Source organism: Donghicola sp. XS_ASV15 (assembly GCF_041224595.1).
Classification (GTDB): Bacteria; Pseudomonadota; Alphaproteobacteria; order Rhodobacterales; family Rhodobacteraceae; genus Donghicola.
The window spans coordinates 1-2,193 of the sequence record NZ_JBGFGN010000159.1 but is presented as its reverse complement, the minus strand read 5'-3'; the positions used below and the strand labels follow the sequence as shown (position 1 = coordinate 2,193).

General features: G+C 55.6%; 1 protein-coding gene and 1 pseudogene. One reads left to right on the top strand and one right to left on the bottom strand.

The genetic code is table 11. The features are described from left to right. Positions 1–838, bottom strand: a pseudogene (locus tag AB9K37_RS16280) (transposase); the annotation flags it as partial. A 73-nt stretch (positions 839–911) separates the two neighbouring features. Here AB9K37_RS16280 and AB9K37_RS16275 point away from each other — a divergent pair. Beyond that, a complete protein-coding gene (locus AB9K37_RS16275; RefSeq protein WP_369840747.1) occupies positions 912–1,910 on the top strand; it encodes an IS110 family transposase in 999 nt (332 codons plus the stop codon). Positions 1,911–2,193 lie beyond the last annotated feature (283 nt).

Below are 2,193 nucleotides of genomic sequence, written 5' to 3'. Positions count from 1 at the left end.
TAGAACCAACCCCAGCCGATGACCTTGAGATAGGTGAAGTCGGTCTGCCAGAGTTGGTTCGGCCGTGTGGTCTTGTCGTGGAACTCGTTGGCGGCGGACAAAACCACATAGGCCGGGCTGGTGATCAGGTCGTAGGACTTGAGGATGCGATAGACCGAAGCCTCTGACACAAAGTACTTTTCCGTGTCGGTGAACCGCACAGCCAACTCGCGCGGCGACAGATCGCTTTCCTTCAGAGCCAGGTCCTTGATCTTCTCGCGCACCGGCTGAGGAATACGGTTCCAGACCCGTGATGGCCTGGGGCTGCGATCCTCAAGTGCCTCGGGGCCACCGGCAAGATATCGGTGATACCACCGATAGAAGGTCGTTCTGGGGATGCCGAGCGTATCCAGCGTGCGCTTGGTCGGCAGGTACGATCCTTCCACCAGCCGGATGATCTCCAGCTTCTCGGATGCGGGATATCTCATTCGTCGTCGCCCCCATCCCCGAGCATGCTTTTCTTGTGCAGCCGTAGCTCCAGGGCCTGTTCGGCAACGACTTCCTTCAGATCGCGTGCCTCACGGCGAAGATCTTTGACCTCGGTCGACGTCGCTGCACGTGCGGTATCACCGGCGAGGCGCTTCTTGCCAGCTTTGAGGAACTCCTTGGACCAACTGTAGTAAAGGCTCTGCGCAATTCCTTCTCGTCGGCACAGATCGGCAATGCTGTCCTCGCCTTTCAGGCCGTCCAGCACGATCCTGATCTTCTCTTCCGCTGAATACTGCTTGCGGGTGGCTCGGCGGATATCTTTAACGACCTTCTCGCCGGGGCTCTGTTTGGTTCCGGGTTTCTGTCTCATCTTATGGAATGGACGCCCCTTGCACCCAGGCCGATAATTTTCGGCAGACGCAGCAAGTAGAAGGAGTTCAAAAATGCAGTTACTTGCGATCGATTTGGGAAAACAGTCCTTTCACATCCACGGCATCACCAGTGAAGGCAAGGTGATCTCGAAGAAAGTAACCCGTTCGAAACTCAAATCCGTGGTACAAGAGATTTCCCCGGAAGCCGTAGCCATGGAAGCCTGCGCCAGTGCCCATCATTGGGGTCGGCTTTTCGAGGCATTAGGTTTTCCAGTGCGACTCATTCACCCCCGTTTTGTGATGCCATTTGTCAAAGGCTCTAAAAATGACGCGGTAGATGCGGAGGCGATCCACGAAGCCGCGTTGCGTCCAACCATGCGTTTCGTCCCAGTAAAGACGACCGATCAACAGGATTTGCAAATGTTACATCGAACACGTGATCGGCTCATTACACAAAGAACAGGATTGATAAACCACATCCGCGGCCTTCTGGCGGAATATGGCGTAGTCATTCCGGTTGGTGCTTGTCGGTTCCGGAAAGACATCAGAAATGCCGTCGCTGAAGCAGGCCTGTCAACTCTGGCAAAGCAGAACTTCACTGCCTTGATCTCCGAATTCGAAGCGCTGGACAGGCGCGTCAATGAGATTGACCGAAAGCTTGTCACGATCTGCAGAAAGGATGCACGCTGTAAACGCCTATCTACCCTTCCCGGTGTCGGACCGGTGATCGCAACCGCAATGGTCGCTGCCGTTGATGACGGACGGCACTTCTCGTCGGGTCGGGCTCTTGCGGCGTGGATAGGGCTGGTTCCACGGCAGTATACGACTGGTGGCAAGCCTCGGCTCGGTGGCATAGGAAAACAGGGGAACCAATACTTGCGGCGCCAGCTCATCCACGGTGCCAGATCCGTCTTGATCCGGATAGCAAGCCGAAATGATCAACGCGCGAAGTGGGCGCAAAACCTACTTGTACGGGCAGGCCACAACAAAACTCTTGTAGCCATCGCCAACAAGACCGCGCGCATCGCTTGGGCAGTGTTGCGCAGTGGAGAAGACTACAAAGCTGTATAATCGCAGCAATAGGTGCCGGGCGTTCCGGCTTCTAGGAATGCGAGGTGAAAAACGATGGTGTAACGGCAGGGGCCGCCAATTCTAAGCCTGTAAGGAGTGATGGCCATCAAAGGCCGGTCATCTTAGAAGGCACTGAAACCACGCGGATCCCATCGAGGCCAGAAGCAACCGAAATGCTTCAAGAAAGGCCGGATAGATTCACGCATCCAATGCCGCTGCTACTATCGTGAAAAACACCTTGCGCGGGGGGCGTCCATAGATCCACTCCTTGGTGGTTACGATG